The 19,279-nt window shown below is 67.6% G+C and carries 16 protein-coding genes; 10 read left to right on the forward strand and 6 right to left on the reverse strand.

Annotation, left to right across the window (positions count from 1 at the left end):
- Window positions 1–3: 3 nt before the first annotated feature.
- The 3 genes from QZ271_RS00120 to rho form a co-directional block, all read right to left on the reverse strand.
- Window positions 4–435 (reverse strand): response regulator, encoded by a 432-nt coding sequence (locus QZ271_RS00120; protein ID WP_367114282.1) that lies wholly within the window; start codon window positions 433–435, stop codon window positions 4–6.
- Window positions 432–1,766: a peptidoglycan DD-metalloendopeptidase family protein gene (locus tag QZ271_RS00125; protein ID WP_291427835.1), complete on the reverse strand. Its 1,335-nt coding sequence runs from the start codon at window positions 1,764–1,766 to the stop codon at window positions 432–434. Before QZ271_RS00125 ends, QZ271_RS00120 begins: the two co-directional genes overlap by 4 nt.
- Window positions 1,767–1,866: 100 nt before the next feature.
- On the reverse strand, window positions 1,867–3,120 hold the full coding sequence (gene rho, locus QZ271_RS00130; protein WP_345387014.1) for a transcription termination factor Rho: 1,254 nt from the start codon (window positions 3,118–3,120) through the stop codon (window positions 1,867–1,869).
- Between the two features lie 646 nt (window positions 3,121–3,766).
- On the opposite strand from rho, the gene QZ271_RS00135 reads away from it, so the two are divergent.
- The 3 genes from QZ271_RS00135 to bshA all read left to right on the forward strand — a co-directional run bounded on the left by QZ271_RS00135 (window position 3,767) and on the right by bshA (window position 8,706).
- On the forward strand, window positions 3,767–4,096 hold the full coding sequence (locus QZ271_RS00135) for a DHCW motif cupin fold protein (RefSeq protein ID WP_291427837.1): 330 nt from the start codon (window positions 3,767–3,769) through the stop codon (window positions 4,094–4,096).
- A gap of 62 nt (window positions 4,097–4,158) precedes the next feature.
- Window positions 4,159–7,386, forward strand: a complete 3,228-nt coding sequence (gene ileS / locus QZ271_RS00140; protein WP_291427839.1) for an isoleucine--tRNA ligase — start codon at window positions 4,159–4,161, stop codon at window positions 7,384–7,386.
- 189 nt (window positions 7,387–7,575) lie between these two features.
- Window positions 7,576–8,706 (forward strand): N-acetyl-alpha-D-glucosaminyl L-malate synthase BshA, encoded by a 1,131-nt coding sequence (bshA, locus tag QZ271_RS00145; RefSeq protein WP_291427841.1) that lies wholly within the window; start codon window positions 7,576–7,578, stop codon window positions 8,704–8,706.
- A gap of 363 nt (window positions 8,707–9,069) precedes the next feature.
- On the opposite strand, the gene QZ271_RS00150 is transcribed toward bshA, so the two are convergent.
- The 3 genes from QZ271_RS00150 to sucC all read right to left on the reverse strand — a co-directional run bounded on the left by QZ271_RS00150 (window position 9,070) and on the right by sucC (window position 11,827).
- Window positions 9,070–9,639 (reverse strand): hypothetical protein, encoded by a 570-nt coding sequence (locus QZ271_RS00150; RefSeq protein WP_291427843.1) that lies wholly within the window; start codon window positions 9,637–9,639, stop codon window positions 9,070–9,072.
- A gap of 122 nt (window positions 9,640–9,761) precedes the next feature.
- Window positions 9,762–10,667: a succinate--CoA ligase subunit alpha gene (gene sucD / locus QZ271_RS00155; RefSeq protein WP_291427845.1), complete on the reverse strand. Its 906-nt coding sequence runs from the start codon at window positions 10,665–10,667 to the stop codon at window positions 9,762–9,764.
- Window positions 10,667–11,827, reverse strand: a complete 1,161-nt coding sequence (sucC, locus tag QZ271_RS00160; RefSeq protein ID WP_291427846.1) for an ADP-forming succinate--CoA ligase subunit beta — start codon at window positions 11,825–11,827, stop codon at window positions 10,667–10,669. The genes sucD and sucC overlap by 1 nt, the downstream gene beginning before the upstream one ends.
- Before the next feature lie 251 nt (window positions 11,828–12,078).
- On the opposite strand from sucC, the gene QZ271_RS00165 reads away from it, so the two are divergent.
- The 7 genes from QZ271_RS00165 (at window position 12,079) to murG (ending at window position 19,205) form a co-directional block, all read left to right on the forward strand.
- Entirely contained in the window at window positions 12,079–13,128 is a 1,050-nt protein-coding gene (locus tag QZ271_RS00165) for a Xaa-Pro peptidase family protein (protein ID WP_291427847.1), read from the forward strand.
- Complete coding sequence (locus QZ271_RS00170) at window positions 13,125–13,652, forward strand: RlpA-like double-psi beta-barrel domain-containing protein (RefSeq protein ID WP_291427849.1); 528 nt, start codon at window positions 13,125–13,127, stop codon at window positions 13,650–13,652. The genes QZ271_RS00165 and QZ271_RS00170 overlap by 4 nt, the downstream gene beginning before the upstream one ends.
- Before the next feature lie 150 nt (window positions 13,653–13,802).
- Entirely contained in the window at window positions 13,803–14,270 is a 468-nt protein-coding gene (locus QZ271_RS00175) for a YbjN domain-containing protein (RefSeq protein ID WP_291427850.1), read from the forward strand.
- 248 nt (window positions 14,271–14,518) lie between these two features.
- Window positions 14,519–15,646 carry a HAMP domain-containing sensor histidine kinase gene (locus QZ271_RS00180; RefSeq protein ID WP_291427852.1) on the forward strand — a complete coding sequence of 376 codons (1,128 nt, stop codon included), beginning with the start codon at window positions 14,519–14,521 and terminating at the stop codon, window positions 15,644–15,646.
- A complete protein-coding gene (locus tag QZ271_RS00185; RefSeq protein WP_291427854.1) occupies window positions 15,643–16,227 on the forward strand; it encodes a response regulator transcription factor in 585 nt (194 codons plus the stop codon). Before QZ271_RS00180 ends, QZ271_RS00185 begins: the two co-directional genes overlap by 4 nt.
- A gap of 295 nt (window positions 16,228–16,522) precedes the next feature.
- On the forward strand, window positions 16,523–17,686 hold the full coding sequence (locus QZ271_RS00190; RefSeq protein WP_291427856.1) for a pyridoxal phosphate-dependent aminotransferase: 1,164 nt from the start codon (window positions 16,523–16,525) through the stop codon (window positions 17,684–17,686).
- A 349-nt stretch (window positions 17,687–18,035) separates the two neighbouring features.
- Window positions 18,036–19,205 (forward strand): undecaprenyldiphospho-muramoylpentapeptide beta-N-acetylglucosaminyltransferase, encoded by a 1,170-nt coding sequence (murG, locus tag QZ271_RS00195; RefSeq protein WP_291427858.1) that lies wholly within the window; start codon window positions 18,036–18,038, stop codon window positions 19,203–19,205.
- Window positions 19,206–19,279: the final 74 nt, after the last annotated feature.

Here is a 19,279-nt window from a genome sequence, read left to right on the forward strand (position 1 = left end):
TCATCAGCCGTGCCGGTGCTCCCAGCGCATCCGCACGCGCTCGATCACCTCGACCAGTTGCGACGGCCGAAACGGTTTGACGAGGTAATCCGACAGCACGCCGTCACCCAGTTCCGGCATGACCGACGGGCGGGCCAGTCCGGACAGGAACACCACGGGCGGCAGCGGCGAGGCCGCACCGGGGTCGGCGGCGTTGTCCGCGCGGCGCTGCTCGGCCATGCGGCGAACCGTGTCGAACCCGTCCCAGGGCGTCATCAGGACGTCCATGACGATCACCTCGACCGGCGCGGACTTGAGCTGCTTCAGGGCAGCCGGGCCGCTGGGCGCCGCCGTCACGTGAAACCCCTGCATGGAGAGTGTCAGGTCCAGCAGTTCCAGGATCTGTTCCTCGTCATCCACGACCAGCAGGTGCAGGCGCGGCCCGGACAGGGTCACGGCAGCAGGCCCAGGGGGTCCACAGGCCGACCGCCGATCCGGACCTCGAAGTGCAGGTGCGGGCCGGTGCAGAGGCCAGTGCAGCCGATGTAGCCCAGCAGCTGCCCCTGGTTCACGCGCTGACCCGAAGAGACCGCTGTGCGGCTCATATGCCCGTAGATGACGGTGCTGTCGCCGTCCGTGGTGTACACGTTCAGGCCGAACGCCCCGTACCGGCTTTCCGTGACAGTCCCGGCGGTCGCCGCGTAGATGGGAGTGCCGTACGGAGCAGCGAAGTCCACGCCGCCGTGGAATACCTGCTGATGAAACGCGATGTCCCGCTCCCCGAAGCGGCTGGTGATGCGGTACGTGCGCATCGGCCACGCCAGCCCAGATCGGGACGGCGCGCTGCTGGCCGCTGCCACGGCGTGCTGCCGGGCCTGCGCCGCCTGGGTCTGGGCCGCCTGGGTCTGGGCCGCCCGGGCCTGCGCCGCGGCACGGGCCTGGGTCTGCCGGACGCGGGCGGCCGCCTGAGCCGCCTCGTACTGCGCCTGCCGTTCGTAGGTGGCGACGAGGGCCTGGCGCCCGGGGCTGCTCTTCCAGGCGAGGAACGCCTCGTACCGTTCCTGCGCGTCGTACTGGGCTTGCAGGCGTTCACGCGCCCGTTGCTTCTTCTGTGCCAGGTAGGCGTCGTAGCGGCGCTGGCGTTCGGCTGCCAGGTCGGCCTGACGCCGGGCCTCGCGTTTCTTTGCCAGGGTCTGCGCGAAGCTCTCGGCGCGGATGCCCGGCAGGAGCAGCAGGTCTCCCACCTGCAACTCGGTGGGCAGGGCGTCATTGGCGCGGGCGGTCTGAACGAGGTCCGCTCCGTAGGCGGCAATCAGGGACAGCGCCGACTGTCCGGGCTTGATACGGACCAGCAGCCCCGTTGCGCCGGTGGGCACGTTCAGGACCGCTCCGGCCTTCAGGTCGTCCAGGCTCTTGCGGGTCAGGTTGAGACTCAGCAGGTCCACCAGCGTGATCCCGAAGCGGGCCGCCACGCGCGCCATGGTGTCGCCGGGCTGCGCGATGTACCGCTCGACCGTGGCAGGCCGCTGGGGACGCCGGGTGAGGTCGCGGTCCCCGAGGGTCACGCGCACGTAGCGGAGTCCCTTGCGCGCGGCACTGACCTTCACGGCGGACGCCGGGACACCGTACCGCCGCGCGACGACCGTGGCGGGCGTGGTCCCGGTCGTCAGAATGTCCACCGTTCGGGGCGCACGTTTCAGCGTCAGGTCAGCCGGGGCCTGCAGGTTCGGTTGCAGCGGCACCAGCAGCCCCCCGAGCGGCGTGGCCTGTTGGGCCTGGGCGGTCATGGGCGCACCGAGCAGTGCGGCGGTCACGGCAGCCCGGAAGGTCAGGCCGCGGAGAAAGAGAGAAGGCAAAAGTGAACTCCAGAGTCGAGAGTAGACAACGTCAGCCGCCGGCGAGGCCCTGCAGAAATTCGACGTTGTTCCGGGTTTTACCCATGCGGGACAGCAGCATTTCCATGGCGTCCGCCGGGTCCATATCGCTAATGACTTTGCGCAGCAGCCACATTTTCTTCAGTACTTCGGGTTGCAGCAGCAGTTCCTCGCGGCGCGTGCCGGACTTGAGAATGTCCAGCGCCGGGAAGATGCGCCGTTCCTCGAGGCGGCGCGAGAGCACGAGTTCCGCGTTCCCGGTCCCCTTGAATTCCTCGAAGATCACGTCGTCCATGCGGCTGCCCGTCTCGACGAGCGCGGTGGCCAGAATGGTCAGGCTGCCGCCCTCGCGGATATTGCGGGCCGCGCCCAGGAAGCGTTTGGGCCAGTGCAGCGCGTTGCTGTCCAGACCGCCGGACAGGGTGCGCCCGGTGGGCGGCGTGACAAGGTTGTTCGCGCGGGCCAGTCGCGTGATGGAGTCCAGCAGGATCACCACGTGGCCGCCCTCCTCGACGATGCGGCGCGCGCGTTCATGCACGAACTCCGCGACGCGCACGTGATGCTGGGGCGGTTCGTCGAAGGTGCTGGCGATGACCTGCGCGCCCTGCACGCTCTCGCGGAAGTCCGTGACTTCCTCGGGGCGCTCGTCAACCAGCAGGACCATGACGGTCACGTCCGGGTAATTCTTGACGATGGAGTTCGCGATTTTCTTCAGTAGGGTGGTTTTCCCGGCCTTGGGCGGCGCGACGATCAGAGCGCGCTGGCCCCGGCCGATAGGAACCAGCAGGTCCACGACGCGCAGGCTCAGGCCGTCGTCCATGCTGGGGTCTTCCATGACCAGTTGCACCTCGGGGAAGGTGGGGGTCAGGTCGTCGAAACGCGGGCGGCGCCGGGCTGTTTCGGGGTCCAGTCCGTTGACGGCCTCCACCTGCACCAGCGACCCGAAGCGTTCGTTCTCGCGGGGTTTTCGTGCCCGGCCGATGATCTCGTCACCGGTACGCAGGTGAAACTGCTTGATCAGCCCGGCTGTGATGATCACGGTACGGCTGTTGGGATCAAGCAGGTCGGCCTGCAAGAAGCCGTACCCGTCGGCACTGATTTCGAGGAACCCGCGCGCCAGCAGTTGCCCCTCGGCGTCTGCCTGGTGCTCCATGATGGCCAGCGCCAGCGTGTCTTTTTTCAGTTTGCGGTAGTTCTCGATCCCGTACCCGGCGGCAATCAGGTGCAGTTCGGGCAGGATCTTCTGTTGAAGTTCGTGAAAGGGCAGGCTGGCGCGGGTCGGGTCACTCACTGCTTGACCTCACCCCCGGCAGCCTGTTCCATGCGACCGGCGCGGCGCGGCGCAGTGGCAGTCATAGCAGAGTTGATAAAGAATTCCATAAACGTTCTCCCTGGCAGTGATTGTAAACACCTGCGGCCGCCAGTAGGCCACGCACAGGTGGAAAGAAGAGGGTAGCAGCAGGAAACGGCTTTCATCATACCGCTGCCGGCAGCCTGGCGCGGTGCACGTTGACCAGATCAGCCTGCCGCCCTACCATGAGCGGAGCCCCGCACTGGGGTGAGACCATCACGCTGCGAACGTGAGGACAGGCGGCCGGACACCGGGACGCACGAGCGAGTCAGGGACGGTGAGAGCCTGACGCGCGTTCACCCCAGCCGACGATCACCTCCCGCGCTGACGGAAGAACACCCCCCCGCACCGGGGGCCAGTAGAACCGTCCGGACGCCCCCCGACAGAGGGACTGTACAACGAGGCTGCTCCGCATGGAGCAGTGAAGTTGGGTGGTACCACGCGCCCGCACCGCTGACGGGGCGGCGCGTCCCAGCACCGAATCCGCGCCCGCCTTTCTGGCGGATGAACGGACCGCTGAGACGCGCCGCCCCCCCTGTTTGTGCCTTCCGGAGGCTCCCACATGCACCTGACCGACATTCCTTTCAGCGTCACCCACTGGTCTGACGTGCCCGCGACTGAACATCCGGGCGAACGCGGCGTGGCCACATGGCGCACCCGGCAGTTCGGCGCGGTGCGCGTGCGAATGGTCGAGTACTCTGCCGGGTACGTGGCAGATCACTGGTGTCACAAAGGGCACGTGCTGCTGGTGCTGAGTGGGCAACTGGAGACCGGGTTGCAAGACGGGCGCACCTTCACCCTGCGGCCCGGCGACTCGTACCAGGTGGCTGACGGTGCCGAGGCGCACCGCTCGGGCACGCGGGAGGGGGCCACTCTGTTCATCGTGGACTGACGCGCCCCCCACCTGGCCCACCCTCGCACCCGACCCTCTTTCCCGTGTGTTCTGGAGTTCCAATGACCAACCTTCCCTTCAAGCCCGTGCAGGGCAACCCCAACTTCCCGGCCCTGGAGCAGGACACCCTGGCGTGGTGGCAGGAGCGCCGGATCTTCGAGCGTTCGCTGGAACAGACCAGCGGCGCCCGGACCTTCACCTTCTTCGAGGGGCCGCCCACCGCGAACGGTCAGCCCGGCGTGCACCACGTGCAGGCGCGGTCCTTCAAGGACCTGTTCCCGCGTTTCCGGACCATGCAGGGCTTTCACGTGCCGCGCAAGGCCGGGTGGGACACGCACGGCCTGCCGGTCGAGATCGGCGTCGAGAAGAAACTCGGCCTGAACAGCAAACGGGAAGTCGAGGCGTACGGCATTGATAAATTCAACGCCGAGTGCCGCGCCAGCGTCTTCGAGTATGAGGCCGAGTGGCGCAGGTTCACGGAACGCATGGGGTACTGGGTGGACCTGGACGAAGCGTACATGACGCTGCACAGGGACTACATCGAGAGCATCTGGTGGAGCGTCAAGGACCTCGATCAGAAGGGCCTGCTGTACAAGGGATTCCGGGTCGCGCCGTACTGCCCGAAGGACGGCACGACCCTGTCGAACGCCGAGGTTAGCGAGGGCTACAAGGACATTCAGGATCCCAGCGTGTACGTGCCGTTCGCCCTGAAGGACCCCGCCAGCCTGGGCCTGCCGGACGACGCGGCGTTCCTGGTGTGGACGACCACCCCGTGGACCCTGCCGTACAACGTCGGCGTCGCCATTCACCCGGACTTCGAGTACGTGGCCGCGCGGGACAAAGAGGGCCGCGTGCTGATCCTGGCCGCCAGTCTGCGCGCCGAGGTGCTGGGCGAGGCCGCGCCCGTCCTGAAGACCTTCAGGGGCAGCGAACTGGACCGCGTGGGGTACGCGCCGCTGTTCACCGAAGCGTACGAGGCCGAGGGGGAAAGCAAACCCGTGTGGATGTCGGGCCTGGACACCTACGTGTCCGACAGTGACGGGACCGGCATCGTGCACACGGCGCCCGCATTTGGCGAGGACGACATGCGTCTGGCGCGCAACTACGGCTTCCCGGTGATCGTGGGCGTGGACGGCGAGGGCAAGCACCGCTTCGGCCCCTGGAAGGGCGTGTTCTTCCGGGACGCGAATACCGAGATCGTGCGCGACCTGCGCGCGCGCGGCCTGATGTGGCGGGAGAAGAACTTCCTGCACGCGTACCCGCACTGCTGGCGCTGCGGTACGCCGCTGATGTACTACGCGACCGAGTCCTGGTACCTGAACAACACCCGACTCAGAGAGCGGTTGATCGAACTGAACCAGACCATCGACTGGCACCCCGCGCACATCCGGAACGGCCGTTACGGCGGGTGGCTGGAGAACCTGATCGACTGGAACCTGTCGCGCAGCCGCTACTGGGGCACGCCGATGCCCGTCTGGGAATCCGAGGACGGCGAGTACCGCGTGGTCGGCAGTTACGCGGAACTGGCCGAGCTGAGCGGCCGCCCCGAACTGACGGGACCCGACTTCGACCCGCACCGGCCCTTCGTGGACGACATCACGATCGAGGACGGCGGCAAGACCTTCCGGCGCGTACCGTACGTGATGGACGTCTGGTACGACAGCGGCTCCATGCCGTTCGCGCAGCACCACTACCCCTTCGAGAACAGGGAACAATTCGAGAACGGCGGCTTCCCCGCCGACTTCATCGCGGAGGCCATCGACCAGACGCGCGGGTGGTTCAACAGCCTGCACCAGATCGGCACGATGGTGTTCGACTCTGTGGCGTACAAGAGCGTCATCTGCTCGGGGCACATCCTGGACGAGAAGGGCGCGAAGATGAGCAAGAGCAAGGGGAACGTCGTGAACCCCTGGGACGTGTTCGAGCAGTACGGTGCGGACGCTGCCCGCTGGTACATGTACGTGAGCGCGCCGCCCGAACTGAGCCGCCGCTTCGGCATGAATCTGGTGGGCGAGGCCTTCCGCAGTTACTTCCTGACGCTGTGGAACACCTACTCATTCTTCGTGCTGTACGCGAATCTTGACCGACCCGACCTGAGCGCCGCGCCCGGCCCCGCGGACCGGCCCGAGGTGGACCGCTGGCTGCTGGCGAAAGTGCAGGCACTCGTCGAGACCGTGACGGCCGCACTGGAGAACTACGACCCGACCGGCGCGAGCCGCGCCCTGCAGGACTTCGTGACCGAGGACCTGAGCAACTGGTACGTCCGGCGTAACCGCCGCCGCTTCTGGTCTGCTCCGGGTGTCGGGGCCACCCCCGACGCCCCGAGCGGAGCGAGCATGAGAGGCGGCGCGGTGGACACCGCCGCATACGCCACACTCCACCACGCCCTGAAGACCGTGACCCTGCTGACCGCGCCGTTCACGCCGTTCCTGGCCGAGACCCTGTACCAGAACCTCGTGCGCAGCGTGGATGACAGCGCGCCCGAGAGCGTGCACCTCGCTGCGTGGCCCGTGGTAGACGAGGCGCTGGCGGCCCCCACCCTGGTCGCTGAGATGGACGCCGTGCTGCGCGTCGTGAGCCTGGGCCGCGCCGTGCGCGGACAGACCGGCATGCGCCAGCGCCAGCCGCTCCCGAAAGTCATGCTGCGCGCCCGCAGCGCCGAGCAGACGCAGTCCCTCGGGCGCTTCGCGGAGCAGATCAAGGAGGAACTGAACGTCAAGGAGGTCGAACTGATCGACCAGTTCACGGAACTCGTCAGTTACGTGCTGCGCCCGAATCTCCCCCTGCTTGGCAAGAAGTTCGGGAAGTCCGTCCCGCAGGTGCGCGCCGCGCTGGCCGCCGCCGACGCGAGCGAGATCGCCCGACTCGTGCGCGACGGCAGGCAGTTCGAGGTGATCTCGCCGGACGGTGAACGCTTCGAACTCGGGCCGGACGAGGTGCTCGTGGACGCCCAGTCTCCCGAGGGCTTCGCGGCGCAGGAAGAAGCCGGGTACCTCGTCGCCTTCGATACGACCCTGACACGCGAACTGGAACTGGAGGGCCTGGCCCGCGACCTCGTGCGCGGCGTGCAGGACGCCCGCAAGAAGGCCGGTTTCGAGGTGCAGGACCGCATCAACCTGCACCTGAACCTGAGCGGCGACGCCCGCGCGGCCGCCGAGGTCTGGCAGGAGTACCTGATGAGCGAAACGCTCGCCGAGACGCTGATCTTCGGAACGGCCGATGGATTCGAGGCGGAACTGGAGGGCGGAACGGCCTACCTGGAACGCCTGGAGACATCGGGCCACACCTGAGCCGGGTCCCATGCTCCCCGCTGCCTGCGCGGCTCCCTCGGCGGCGCAGGCTCCACCATCGGACAATATCCCTTCCATGACGGAGGCTGGTATGGATGGCGTTCAGGGCGACGGTTGCGGCGGCGATCCCCGTCTATACTCCGCAGCGATGAGGCATGAGCAACGTAGTCAGGTTCGCGGGCGGACGCGGTGAAGGTCGCGGTGCTGTGTCACGCCAGCGCGGGGGGGTCCGGGGTGGTGGCGGCCGAGCTGGGCTTGCAGGTGGCCCGCGCGGGGCACGAGGTGCATTTCGTGGGTTCGGCGCAACCGTTCCGGCTGGGCGGGCAGGGCGGCATGCACGGCCCGTACTTTCATCAGGTGAGCGCCTACGCCTACGCGCTGTTCGATCAGCCGTATCCGGAGCTGGCAGCGGCGAACACCCTGACAGAAGTGATCCTGGAACACGGCGTGGAGCTGTCTCACGCGCACTACGCCATTCCGCACGCGACGGCCGCCATTCACGCGCGGGCCATTTCGGGGCGCACGCGGGTGATGACCACGCTGCACGGGACGGATGTGACGCTGGTGGGCCTGGAACCCGCGTTCCGGCACACGACCCGTCACGCCATCGAGAAGAGCGATCACGTGACGGCCGTGTCGCGTTACCTCGCGCAGCACACCCAGGAGGTGTTCGGGCTGGACCGCGAGATCGAGGTGATCCACAACTTCGTGGACAGCGACCGTTTCGTGCGCGTGACGGACCCAGCGGTGCGGGCGCGGTTCGCGCATCCGGACGAGGCGCTCCTGGTGCACGTCAGTAACTTCAGGCCCATCAAGCGTGCCGAGGACGTGGTTCAGGTGTTCGCGCGGGTGGCGAGCGAGATTCCGGCGCGGCTGCTGATGATCGGGGACGGCCCCGAACGGCCGCGCGTGTTCGAACTGGCGCAGCAACTGGGCGTGATCGGCCGCACGCACTTCCTGGGGTCGTTCCCGGATGTCGAGACGGTGCTGGGTATCAGCGACCTGTTCGTGCTGCCCAGTAGCCAGGAGAGTTTCGGGCTGGCGGCGCTGGAAGCCATGAGTTGCGAGGTACCGGTCGTCGCGTCGAATGCGGGCGGCATCCCGGAGGTCGTGGAGCAGGGCGTGACCGGGTTCATGGCGGACGTGGGTGACGTGGACAGCATGGCGGACGCCGCCCTGAACATCCTACGGAACCGGGAGCTGTACCTGCGGATGGGCGCGGCAGGCCGTCAGGCCGCAGTGACAAAGTTCCATCAGAGTCAGATCGTTCCGCAGTACATCCGGGCCTATGAGCGAACGGTGACCGGGCGACAGGTCTGATACGGATTCCGATTGATTCGCTATAGTTCTGAATCAATCCGAGCGGACGCGAGTGGGAACAATGTACGGATTCCGCTCCATTCCACCACGATCCGAACAATGCCCCCTGTGGCTCCATACCGCGCAATCCGTATGAGGGCCGCAGGCTGGGGGAAGCAGGGCGGAGGGGAAGCTACCCTTCCCTTTCCCGAGTCTCGGTCATGCCCTTAGTAAGTGAATAGTTTCACGATTACCCAGGCTCGTGAACAATTTATTGGACTTTTGCACCACGGGTTGTCTGACACTGAACGCACGCAAATGAATGAAGGTGCCGCATCTCCATCCGAGCGAAAGCCCGCAGAAGGCAGAAGCTTCAGGCCTGGTTCAACGCGACAGGCGAACCATTACCGTCGTGGAGTCACTGAAGGGCTGCACAGCCACAGCGCGGCCCACGTCCACGATCAGGGCATTCCAGCCGCGATTCAGGGTGGCCGCGTAGCCTTTGCTGGCCTTCACAGTCACGTCGGTGTTCACCCACGCGACGAAGAGAGTCGCGCGGCCGACGCTGGGCAACACGTCTCGCAAGGGTTCAGTCTCGTCGCGGCGGCCGTTATTGTTTGAGTCGCGGTACACGAAGAACTTCAGTTCGGCCACGCGGGCCTGCGCGGAAACCTGCACCGGGTCGATCACGCCGGGCCAGGTGACGTTCTGTGGGGTCAGGTCCACCTGCGCGCGCGCCGTGGGGGGCGCCGTGGGAATCTCGAGCTCGAAGCGACCGTTTTCGAGTGGGACGCTGGTGACTTCCTCGACCGCCTGCCCGAACGGAGACACCACGAAGCCCGCCACGCGCGTGTCGCCGGGGCTACTGCCCTCCACGCTGCCCCGGATGGTCAGACCCAGGCCCTGCCCGGCAGACAGCACAGTCAACGCGATCAGGTAGGGTCGAAGGTTCATACGAACAGTCTACGCGCGAGTCTGACGGGGGTGTGACGGCAAGTAGGCGTGCCGTTCACGCCCGGCACATGAACTGGCCCGGCCCACCACGCGGGTGAGCCGGGCCAGCACGGAATCCGGGGTTACTTGCTCAGTGCGGCCTTGACCATGTCGATGATCTCGGGCATGGTGTCGGCGACCGGGACGTTCGCGGCGGCGAACGCAGCCAGCTTGCTTTCCGGGGTGCCCACGTCGCCCATGATGATCGCGCCGGCGTGACCCATGCGCTTGCCCTTGGGGGCGCTGCGGCCGCTGATGAAGGCCACGACGGGCTTTTTCATGTTCTTGGCGATGTACTCGGCGGCGGCTTCCTCGTCCGCGCCGCCGATCTCGCCGATCACGACGACAGCGTCGGTGTCGGGGTCGGCTTCGAACAGGGGCAGCACGTCCGCGAAGGTCGTGCCGATCACGGGGTCCCCGCCGATGCCGACGGTGGTGCTCGTGCCCATGCCCGCGTCGTTCAGCAGCTTGGCGGCCTCGTAGGTCAGGGTGCCGCTGCGGCTGATCAGGCCGATGCGGCCGGGGTTGGTGTAGATCTTGTTCGGCATGATGCCGACCTTCGCCTGGCCGTTCGTGACCAGACCGGGGCAGTTACCGCCGATCAGTCGGACGCCCTGGCCGCCCTCGGCGCGGCTGGCCGCGTCGAGCGTCTTGACTTCCTGCACGGCTTTCATCATGTCCACGGTGGGCACGCCTTCGGTGATCAGGACGATCAGGGGCATGCCGGCGTGCGCGGCTTCCAGCACGGCGTCAGCGGCGCCGGCCGGGGGCACGAAGATGATGCTGACGTTGGCGTCGTGCGCGGCTTTCGCCTCGGCGACGCTGTTGTACACGGGCCAGCCTTCAAAGTCGGTGCCGCCCTTGCCGGGCGTGACGCCCGCGACGACCTGGGTGCCGAATTCTTTCATGGCGCGGCTGTGGCTGGCGCCTTCGCGTCCGGTCATGCCCTGCACGATGACGCGGCTGCTGCTATCAACGAGAATGCCCATTACTTGCCCTCCGCGGCGTTGGCGTCCTTGGCGGCCTCGTCGGCGGCCTCGAACATGGTGGCGTACATCTGGATCAGGGGGCTGCCCACCTCGGCGAGCAGCGCCTTGGCCTCGTCCTCGGCCGTGCCCGCGATGCGCATGCGCACGGGCTTGGTCAGGATGCCGTCGTTCAGGGCCTGGATGACGCCCTTGGCGACCTCGTCGGCGCGGGTGATGCCGCCGAAGATGTTGATGAAGATGGCCTTGACGTCGGGGTCCTTGCTGACCAGTTTGACCGCGTTGTACACGATATCGGCCTTGGCGCCGCCGCCGATGTCAAGGAAGTTGGCGGGTTTGGCGCCGGCGCGGTTGACCACATCGAGGCTGGTCATCACGATGCCCGCGCCGTTGCCCAGCACGCCGACGTTCCCGTCGTCAAGTTTCACGTAAGCGAAGCCGTATGTGCTGGCCTCGATTTCGAGGGGGTGCTCGGCTTCCAGTTCACGCCAGTCGGCGAGGTCCGCGTGGCGGTACATGGCGTTGTCGTCGATCTCGAACTTGGTGTCCAGCGCGAGCGGGATGCCGTCGGGACCGACGAACAGCGGGTTGATCTCGACGAGCACGGCGTCACGCTCCAGCGCGGCCTTGCTCATCTTGACCATCATGTCGGCGATCTTGTTCAGGTTGCCCTTGAAGCCGGCCTTGATGGCCACCTCGCGCGCCTCGTAGGGGCGCAGGCCCGTCACGGGGTCCACGCGGTGCTTGATGATCTTCTCGGGCGTGGCGGCGGCCACTTCCTCGATTTCCATGCCGCCCTCGGCGCTGGCCATCAGGGTGTAGCTCTGCACGTTGCGGTCAACGATCATGCCGACGTAGTACTCGACGCCAGCGTCGATGTCCACAGCCTTGGTGACGAGCACCTTGTTGACGGTCAGGCCCTTGATGTCCATGCCGAGGATCTTCTCGCCGTTCTCGAAGGCCTTGTCCTCGGTGGGGCTGAATTTCACGCCGCCGGCCTTGCCGCGTCCGCCCACGTGCACCTGGGCCTTGACGACGACGGACTGACCGTACTCGCGGGCGATCTGGCGCACCTCGTCGGGGGTGCGAGCGACCTTGCCGTCCTGAACGTTGACGCCGAATTGGCGCAGAATTTCCTTACCCTGATACTCGTGAAGTTTCACGGTGATCCCTCCTTGGGGGTGGTGGCAGACCCTGAACAGGCCGTGTCGATTGTCCCGATAGACGAGTATAAACGCATGACAGGTGATCCCGTTCACACTGTCTCCGGACTGGGGACAGTCGGGAGACAGTCTGAACGCTGGATAGTGCGCACCCTAGCGCATTCCGGCGCCCTGGCGGGAGGGTCGCGGCGACCAGGGCGTGCCGGTGGGTGAGCAGACGCACCGGGGGAGCGCGTGTTAGGTTTCTCTGCATGAGTCAACTGGAGCAGTTGCGCGCCGCCATGGGCCGAGCCGGAGTGGACGCCCTGTGGATCAGCGACGCAGCGAACGTACGGTATCTGAGCGGCTTCACGGGCGGCAGTGACGGCAAGGTGCTGGTCACCCCGCAGGGCGCGGCGCTGTACACCGACGCACGCTACACGGTGCAGGCGCGCCAGGAATCGCGCGTGCCGCAGGTCATCGCGCGCCCCCCGGCCACACTGGAGCACGCGGCGCCGGGCTTGGCGGGCCTGCGGGTGGGTTTTGAGGCCGAGAACCTGACCGTGGCCGAACTGGAACGCTTGCGGGAGTCCTGGCCGCAGGCGACGCTGGTTCCCACCGCCGGTCTCGTATCTGAACTGCGCATGATCAAGGCGCCGGATGAGGTGCAGGCTGTGCGGGACGCGCAGGCGCTGGCCGACCGGGTGTTCTCTCAGGTGCGCCCCATGATCCGTGCGGGCGTGCGTGAACTCGACGTGGCGCTGGAGATCGAGTCACGGTTACGCCGGGCAGGAGCCGAGAGTGCCTTTGAGGTCATCGTGGCGAGCGGCCCACGCGGGGCCATGCCGCACGGCGTGGCGTCGGAGCGCGTGATCGAAGACGGCGAGTTGGTCACGGTGGACATGGGCGCGCGCCTGAACGGCTACAACAGCGACATGACCCGCACGGTGGCGGTGGGCACGCCCAGCCCCGAGATGCGCCGCGTGTACCAGGCGGTGCTGGAAGCCGAGGAGGCAGCGGTACGCGCGGTGCGGCCCGGTGTGAGCGGCGCGGAACTCGACGCCCTGGCGCGCGGCATTCTGACCGGGCACGGTCTGGGCGAGGCGTTCGCGCACTCGCTGGGGCACGGGGTGGGCCTGATGGTCCATGAGGGGCCCAGCCTGCGCAGCGGCAGCGAGGACGTGCTGCGCCCCGGCATGATCGTGACCGTCGAGCCCGGCGCGTACCTGCCGGACGTGGGCGGGGTGCGGATCGAGGACCTGGTGCTGGTCACCGAGGACGGCTCCGAAGTCCTGAGCCACAGCGAGAAGGAAGCGGTATGAGCGTCTCCAGAAGGGTCTGGGCGGTGCTGGCCGCTGCGGCGCTGGCCGCCGGACCAGGAGCGGCGCAGGCAGGGCCGTACCGCGTTCAGGCGGGCGACACGCTGTGGCAGATCGCGCGGGCCCACGGGGTGAGTGTGCAGAAGCTGCTGGACATGAACGGCCGGACAGGCGGTGCGCTCCGGCCGGGCGAGGTCCTGACCGTGCCAGGCGGGAACGCTGCGACTCAGGCGTCGGTCCGCGCGCCTGCCATGCCCCCTGCGGCCGGGCAGCGCGGGCAGGCCGTGTACTACGGCGGTCGCCGGGACGGGCGCACGGTCATGACGGCCGCGCACCTGAGCCTGCCGCTTGGAACGTGGGTGCGGGTCACGCATGAACGCACGGGCCGCAGCGTGAACGTACTGATTAACGACCGCGGCCCGTTCGGGGTGCCTTCCCGCATTATCGACCTGTCGCGCAATGCAGCCGCCGCGCTAGGAATTCTCAGCGAGGGTACAGCGCCCGTGCGCCTGGACAGGGTCCGCTAGCCTGACTTTCCCCGCCTGGGGACGGAACCCGGCGCGAACGGAGCCGGTGCCCGGAGGCTGGCCCGGGCAGAGGTGTTAGAATCGTTCGGGTCTTCACTACGGACAGACGCTTCGACACATGTGCTTCACCCCCCGAGGAGGATGGTTTCAATGACGATAGAAACGGCTCTACTGACCCTGGATACCCTTGCGAAGTACCTCAAGGAAAAAGAAGTTCAGCTGGACATGGAAGAGAACAACGGCCAGCGGTTCATCCGCATGGGCTGGCGCTTCGAGATGGGCGACGCGGCCGTGCTGGTCAGCGTGAACGACGGCCCGAACAACACCAGCCGCCTGGAAGTCACCTGCGTGACCCAGAAGCAGTACAACGACCGCCGCAACGAGGTCGTGAACATGCTGAACGACCGCAACCGCGAGCGGGCCTTCGCGCGTTCCATCGACGCCGACGGCAACGTGTGGCTGGAGTACGTGGGCTTCTACCCCACCCTGGCCGAGATGCCCCAGGAGACCTTCGACACGCTGTTCGGCGGCGTGCTGATGCACTTCCAGGATGACTACGGCACGCTGGAGGGCTACGTGGCCCAGAGCGGCCCGCAGCTGCAACAGCCTCAGGCCTGAGCGCCCGACGGTGGGGAAGTGGGGTGACCTGCTTCCCCTTTCTTCGTAGATACTAAGTGAATACTTTCACGATTCCCGCCATATGTGAAATAATGAGTCACATCGATAGGGAGGGGAGTCTCTCTGACTGCATCTCTCAGCTGACGACCATCAGGTACCCGGTCACGGTGGGGGGGGGTTGACAGGGTGCCCCAGGAGGGCTAACAGCGTGACGGTTCTGTCAGAACGCGGCACGTAACCTGAGTTTCATGAGTCAGGCCGGACCCAACCCGCCTCCCCGCCTTCCCCGGCGGGGGCCGATGGGACGCGGCACGATGCGGTTTCAGTTCACGCTGGTGATCTTCATGCTGGCCTTCCTGCCGAACGTGGTCCTGACCATCACGGCGCAGCCCAGCGTGGCCACCTCCACCCTGATCGCCTGGATGCTGATCGTGGGCGTGCTGTGCGCGCTCGTCGGGTACCTGCTGAGCGGGACGCTGCTGCGCGCCGTCAGCCGCCTTCAGACGGAGGTGGAACGCGGGGATTTCACCCGGCCGCACCCGGACGACCCCAGCGAGATCCTGGCCCTGCGCGGCGCGTTCAAGGACCTGCTGGGCCGCCTGGGCACCGAACAGGGCCGCCGCAACGCCTTCATGGCCACGCTGGTCCACGACCTGAAAACCCCGCTGATCGCCACCGGTCACCTGACCCGCGCCCTGACCACCCTGCCACTCCCCGAGGAGGAGCGCCGCGCGGTCGGCGAGCAGATCCAGGCGGAAACCACGCGCCTGCTGTCCCTGGTGCAGCAGATGGCCGACGCTCACCGATTCGAGCAGGAAGACGCGCAGGTCCACACCGTGCCCACTGACCTGCGCGCCCTGATTGCTCAGGTTGCCGCCCGGCTGAGCGCACAGGCGACGCCAGTGACCATCAGCGTGAGCGGTCAGGGGCACGCCGACGTGGACCCCGGGCTGCTGGACCGCGCCGTGACGAACCTGACCGTGAACGCCCTGCGCTACGCCAGCGGGCGCGTGGACATCAGCGTCACGCCGCGCGGTATCGAAGTCACCGATGACGGCCCCGGCCTGTCCGGCCCCCTGAGCGAGCTGGCGCAGCCGTTCAACTCGCAGCCGACCACCATTGCCGGCAGGCAGTACACCGCCGGGACCGCCGGACTGGGCCTGTTCATCGCGCGCCGCGTGGCCGAGGCGCACGGGGGACACCTGCACTACGACCGGCTGCACACTGGCCAGGCGCCAGAACAGACGCCGGGTGACGTTCCTGGCACCGCGCCCACGCACCACCGGGCCGCGCCCCCTGACCCTGACGCCCCCACGCGCGGCCGCACACCCTACCTGACCCGTTTCACTCTCGTACTGCCGGAGGTAACACCATGAGACTCGTTATTGCCGATGACCACCCGCTGTTCCGCCTGGGCCTGAAATACGCGCTGATGCACCAGGGCTTCGATGTCGTCGCCGAGGCCAGCGACGGCCTGAGCGCCCTGGAAGCCTGCCGGGCCCTGCAACCCGACGCCGCGCTGCTGGATGTCAAGATGCCCGGCATGACCGGGATCGAGGTCTGCGAGCGCCTGCGGCAGAGTAACCCCCGGCTGGTCAGCGTCCTGATCACCACCTTCGCCGAGCCGGCCATCGTGCAGGCCGCCCGCGCTGCCGGGGCGCGCGGGTACGTCAGCAAGGAAACCGACCCGGAAAGCCTGGCCCGGCAACTGAGGGACATCGTGGCGAACCCCGACGTGGACCGCCTGCCGCACGTGGACGTGCCCCGCCTGACGCCCCGCGAGTCCGAGGTGCTGCCCCTCCTGGCACAGGGCTACAGCAACAAGGAGATCGCCAAGAACCTGGGTGTCAGCCCGGACACCGTCAAGGACCACCTGGCACGCCTGTACGCCAAGCTGGACGCCGGGGACCGCACCGAGGCGGTCAGCCGCGCCCGTTCTATCGGCCTGCTGCATTAAGCGCCGTCATGGGCTTGCCGGGAGTGACGGTGGCGAAAGGCCAGTAGGATCAGGGAATGACACGTTGCAACGCTCTCCCCTACCCTGACCTTGGGGCAGGTCCGGACTGCGGCGGCGTGCGTTTGAAACCCTGAAACCTCTACGACCCACCGATTCCCCGTCTGCAATACGCTTGTTTCCTCACCGCCCCACTCGGCTCGGTTGCCGTTGCAACCCTTGCGGCGTAAGTCCGCCTCAGTGACCGCCTCCCAGCCCCTCACCCCTGTCCGTGCGGGCTGCCTGTACCCTGCGGGGCATGAGTGGCCCTTTCCTGTTATCTGACCGTGCCCTGAGCCTCAAGCCGTCCTCGACGGTCGCCGTGACCAGCCGGGCGCTGGAATTGCGGCGTCAGGGCGTGGACGTCATCAGCATGAGCGTGGGAGAACCGGATTTCGACACGCCCGCCCACGTGAAGGCGGCGGCCATTGCCGCCATCGAGAGCGGTAAGACGAAGTACACGGCGGTCAGCGGCATCCCGGAGCTGCGCGAGGCGATCAGCGCCAAATTAGCGCGCGAGAACGGCCTGCATTACGCGCCGGACTGCGTGACGGTCACGAGTGGCGGCAAGCAGGCGCTGTTCAACGCTTTTCTGGCGCTGCTCAATCCCGGTGACGAGGTGCTGATTCCCGCGCCGTACTGGGTCAGTTACCCGGAAATGGTGGCGCTGGCGGGCGCGGTCCCGGTGCCGGTGCCGACCACGCCGGAATCGGGCTTTCAACTGGACCCGCAGGCGCTGGAAGCGCGCGTGACCCCCAGGACCCGCATGATCGTGCTGAACAGCCCCGGCAACCCCACGGGCGCGGTGTTCACGCCGGAGGTGCTGGAAGCCGTGGCGGGCGTGGCGCAGCGGCACGGGCTGATCATCGTGACCGACGAGATGTACGAGCATCTGGTGTACGACGCCCGTCAGGTCAGCATCGGCCTGTACGCGCCGGAGCACACACTGACCATCAACGGGGCCAGCAAGGCGTACGCCATGACCGGCTGGCGCATCGGGTACGCGGGCGGACCCAGGGGCGTGATCGCCGCCATGAACGCCCTGCAATCCCAGAGCACGAGCAACGCCAGCAGCGTCTCGCAGTACGCCGCGCTGGCTGCCCTGGAACAGCACGAGGCGACCGCACGCTTTATCGACATGGCCCGCGAGGCGTACCGCGAGCGGCGCGACGTGATCGTCGCCGGCCTGAACGCCCTGGGCCTGCCCACCCCCACCCCGCAGGGTGCGTTCTACGTGATGGCGAACACGGACCGCATCCACACCGACGAGCTGGAAGCCGCGCGGCGCATCCTGGACGACGCGCAGGTGGCGGTCGTCCCCGGCACGGATTTCGGCGCGGCCGGACAGGTGCGCCTGAGTTACGCGACCGACCTGAACACCATTCACGAGGTCCTGCGCCGCATCGGCACCCTGATGACCTGACAGGGACCAAATGCCAGTGCTGACATGATCGGCCGAGCGCCGCCGCCCAGAGCTCCCTTCGGTGAAGCTCTCCCGGAGAGGTGATTTGACACCATGCCCTGGGACGCTGGAGGCGCACGGGTAGCCTCAGGAAAGACTGAACGGGCCTTCATCGCGGCGTGGGGCACCCGGACCACCACCTGACCGGCGTGGCAGGTTCCGGCCCATCGTCCCTGGTGTCCGGGAAGTCGGCTGCCGAGGCGCAGCGGCAGTCTCATTCAGGGCAGGGGCGGCGCCCGCCCATTCCTGTGACGCTTGCTGCTCTTCACTGCCTGCATTCCACCCCCCCGACGGGCTAGACTCGCCCGCAATGAGTCTGGTTGTGATGGCGACAGGTGGAACGGGTGGGCACATCTACCCGGCGGTGGCGACGGCGCGTGAGTTGATGGCGCGCGGGCATGAGACGCTGCTGCTGGGGCAGCGGGGCGGCATGGAGGAGCGCGTGGCGGCGGAGCAGGGCCTCGCGTTTCACGGGGTGGACGCCGGGAAACTGGCGCGCAGCGGGCAGGGCCGCCCGGACCCGCGCGAGTTGCTGCGGGCCGGGCAGGGCGTGGCGCAGGCGCGCTCGTTCCTGGCGCGCACGCGGCCCGGCGCGGTCGTCGGATACGGGGGCTTCGCGAGCCTGCCGGGCGTGCTGGCGGCGCAGAGCCTGGGCCTGCCGACGGTGCTGCACGAGCAGAACGCGCGGCTGGGTCTGACGCAGCGCCTGGCGGTGCGCGGCGCGCGGGCGGTCGGGACGGCGTACGAGCGGGTGATCGGACTGGACCCGAGGCGGGCGTCGCTGGTGGGCATGCCGGTCCGCGAGACGCGCATGCCGCGTGCCGAGGCGCTCGAACAGCTGGGGTTGCAGGACGGCCCACTGACGATCTTCGTGATGGGCGGGTCGCAGGGCTCCCTGTTCCTGAACAATGCCGTACCCGACACGCTGCGCCACCTGCTTGGCGGCGAGGGACTGCTGTCCCCGCAGACCACGGCCGGCGGCCTGAGTGTGGACCTGGATTTCACGGGTTCGCGGGCGACCGGGGGCGTGCAGGTGCTGCACTCGACCGGTCCGCGCTGGCTGGCGGACGTGGCGCGCGGCGTCAGGGACCTCGAGTGGTACGAGGCCGTGGGTTTCGTGGACGCGGTGGCGGCGTGGTCGGTGGCCGACCTGGCGATCACGCGCGCCGGGACGAGCACGCTGGCGGAAGCGGCGTTCCACGGGGTCCCGCTGATCATGGTGCCGCTGCCCGAATCGGCCGAGAACCACCAGTACCACAACGCCGTGGCGGTGCAGCAATCCGGGGCGGGGCGCGTGGTGGAACAGAAGGACGTTCCCGGAGAGCTGGGCCGGGCGGTGTTAGAGTGTGCAGCAGCGGGTCCGCGCGCCTCGATGCGTGAGGCGGCCCTCGGGCGCTCCCAGGTGGGCGCGGCGGGGCGGTTCGCGGACCTGATCGAACGGCACCTGCGTGAGTGGGCCCCTCTGACCTCCCATGACTGACCTATCCTCCCAGCTAACAACGCCCGGCGACGCCGGGGCGTCCCAATCCGTCTCTTCTGCCGCTCCCGCCGGTC

This window comes from Deinococcus sp., from assembly GCF_018260555.1.
GTDB lineage: Bacteria > Deinococcota > Deinococci > Deinococcales > Deinococcaceae > Deinococcus.

Bases quoted from the DNA above. Each gene is read 5' to 3' on its own strand.
- QZ271_RS00125 (WP_291427835.1), bottom strand. From the start codon at position 1,766: ATGACCGCCCAGGCCCAACAGGCCACGCCGCTCGGGGGGCTGCTGGTG.
- QZ271_RS00135 (WP_291427837.1), top strand. From the start codon at position 3,767: ATGCACCTGACCGACATTCCTTTCAGCGTCACCCACTGGTCTGACGTG.
- ileS (WP_291427839.1), top strand. From the start codon at position 4,159: ATGACCAACCTTCCCTTCAAGCCCGTGCAGGGCAACCCCAACTTCCCG.
- QZ271_RS00150 (WP_291427843.1), bottom strand. From the start codon at position 9,639: ATGAACCTTCGACCCTACCTGATCGCGTTGACTGTGCTGTCTGCCGGG.
- sucD (WP_291427845.1), bottom strand. From the start codon at position 10,667: ATGGGCATTCTCGTTGATAGCAGCAGCCGCGTCATCGTGCAGGGCATG.
- QZ271_RS00165 (WP_291427847.1), top strand. From the start codon at position 12,079: ATGAGTCAACTGGAGCAGTTGCGCGCCGCCATGGGCCGAGCCGGAGTG.
- QZ271_RS00170 (WP_291427849.1), top strand. From the start codon at position 13,125: ATGAGCGTCTCCAGAAGGGTCTGGGCGGTGCTGGCCGCTGCGGCGCTG.
- QZ271_RS00175 (WP_291427850.1), top strand. From the start codon at position 13,803: ATGACGATAGAAACGGCTCTACTGACCCTGGATACCCTTGCGAAGTAC.
- QZ271_RS00180 (WP_291427852.1), top strand. From the start codon at position 14,519: ATGAGTCAGGCCGGACCCAACCCGCCTCCCCGCCTTCCCCGGCGGGGG.
- QZ271_RS00185 (WP_291427854.1), top strand. From the start codon at position 15,643: ATGAGACTCGTTATTGCCGATGACCACCCGCTGTTCCGCCTGGGCCTG.
- QZ271_RS00190 (WP_291427856.1), top strand. From the start codon at position 16,523: ATGAGTGGCCCTTTCCTGTTATCTGACCGTGCCCTGAGCCTCAAGCCG.
- murG (WP_291427858.1), top strand. From the start codon at position 18,036: ATGAGTCTGGTTGTGATGGCGACAGGTGGAACGGGTGGGCACATCTAC.